Raw genomic sequence first — 1,912 nt, 5'->3', positions numbered from 1 at the left:
GAGCTGTGCTCATCACCGTTGGAGTAGCGATCCCACGGAAAATGCAGTTTTACACGGCCGTGTTCATCGCAGAAGATCTCTTCGCCTTCTGGGCCAACGACTGTGGCAATCATCGGGCCATCAACCTGAGGTTTGGCTTGCGGCGTGGCGCGCCAGGTGCGATGCGCCGGGATCAATGTGAATTGGTTCGCGTAGGTGGTCGCGCCATGACCGCCAGCTTCTTCCAGCGCCTGAGGCTGCGTGCCTTGGCTGGTGACACTCACCACCAACCAGTCTCGGTTCAGGGTGTCATCGAGGTGCTCTTTCAGGTCAAATTTCACCCCCGGACGCAGCAACGGTTGGTTGCTTTTCCCCGTCGCGGTGTGCGCGTTGCGGCGCAGGTAATCGAGGCGGATCTGGCTGAACGCTTTACCACTGACATCGTCTTTATAGCGCCCCGGCGCATCGAAATGTTCGTAATTTGGCTGCTGGTACGCCATTTCGGTCCCGACCGCTTGCTGGGCAAACGAGTACGCCGGCTTTTTGAAGCTGTAATCCTGCAGCGCGGTCTGGCTCACCTCCGATTGGGTGTGCACGCTCAGCGCCGAGATGTACGGTGATTCAATCATACCGCCCGCCAGCGTGTTGTAAGGAATTGGCTCACCGAGTTTCGGTAGGCTCTCTGAGGCGTCGCTGAATATCAGCGTGTGTTTGCCCTCTTCATGAATGAAGCTGTACACCAGCCCTTCTTCGGCAGCGAGGCGATGGAGAAAATCTAAGTCGGTTTCGCGGTACTGAACGCAGAATTCACGCTGCGCACAATCGCGGGTCAGCGCAAAGGCGTAATCGTTGATGCCCATTTCCTGCAGCACGATGGAGAGGATTTCCGGCACGGTGTTGAGTTGGAAGATGCGGCTGTTGTGGCGCAGAGACAAACGCTCTAAAGCAGGGACTAACGTGAGTGAATAGAAGGTGTGATGATGGCCGGTATCGCCCTGCGTAAAGCAGCGCACAATGCCGTTTACACGTTGAACCAGCACATCATTGCGATAGAGCGTCAGCTCCGCGACTTTATCCACCACCATCTCCGGCGTTAAATTGGCAAGCCGACTGGCCAGTTCCAGTTGATAACGAAAACCGTGGCATAGCTGCCCATTTATACGTTCGCTGGAAAGCGTTTCCTGCCCGTCGAACCCACGCACCACCAGCGTGTCGTCCTCCAGACCTTCCACATGAAACTGATACTTTAACGTCGCCATCCTGCCATTCCTTCATACTCAGTAAAAATGGTGAAACCTTAAGCGCAAAACACCCGAAACCAAGCGGGTGCCAGGGTGCGGGTTGGATGCTTTGTGCTTAAGGTTCACAAGGTTGCCCGCCTTGAGACGGGCAACGCAGCTCGAGCGTAAATTACGCTTCGATTGGTTTACGCCAATCGTCTGAGCCTGAAGTACCCGCGTTCACGTGATCCCACGTGATTTTGCGGTAAGACATAGAGACCGTCAGGTTCTGAGTGAAATCAGATTTTGCTGGATCTTGGCAGTGTGGCATTTCACATTGGATATCCACGATAGACGCGTTTTCCAGCTTGGTGGTGAAGAAGTTTTCTTGTTTGCCTTCGATAGACGTGCGGTACCATTTCAGTTCAACCGTCGTCATCTTCTCGCCTGATGCCAGTGCGTTGTACAGCAGAGGAACAGCTTTGTTCAGAGACACGGTGAATTTGAATGGTTTGTGCACACGTTGACCTGAAGGCTGACCTGATTGTGGGTCAGTCGGTACAGTGACGATGTGGTCGAACTGCTGAACCAGCATCTCGTCTTCGTGACCTTCAACGAATGAATCGCCGATAGAATCCGCAGTACAAGCGCCTGCAGTGATTAGACCCTGAGTTTGACCTTCGATAGAGATATAACATGGAGTTGGCATTGCT

At 53.8% G+C, this 1,912-nt stretch carries 2 protein-coding genes; both read right to left on the bottom strand.

Going from position 1 to position 1,912, the window contains the following annotated elements; translation table 11 throughout:
• Nucleotides 1-1,238 (bottom strand): type VI secretion system tip protein TssI/VgrG (gene tssI, locus JIG40_RS13600; RefSeq protein WP_199465495.1); only part of this gene is annotated, 1,238 nt, incomplete at its 3' end.
• Nucleotides 1,239-1,389: 151 nt separating this feature from the next.
• Nucleotides 1,390-1,908 carry a type VI secretion system effector Hcp-2 gene (gene hcp-2, locus JIG40_RS13595; protein WP_020331126.1) on the bottom strand — a complete coding sequence of 173 codons (519 nt, stop codon included), beginning with the start codon at nucleotides 1,906-1,908 and terminating at the stop codon, nucleotides 1,390-1,392.
• Nucleotides 1,909-1,912: the final 4 nt, after the last annotated feature.

Origin of the sequence: Vibrio sp. bablab_jr001 (assembly GCF_016464285.1) — a bacterium.
GTDB classification, from domain to species: Bacteria; Pseudomonadota; Gammaproteobacteria; order Enterobacterales; family Vibrionaceae; genus Vibrio; species Vibrio fluvialis.
The sequence above is the reverse complement of the archived record's forward strand: the minus strand, read 5'-3'. Positions and strand labels throughout refer to the sequence as shown.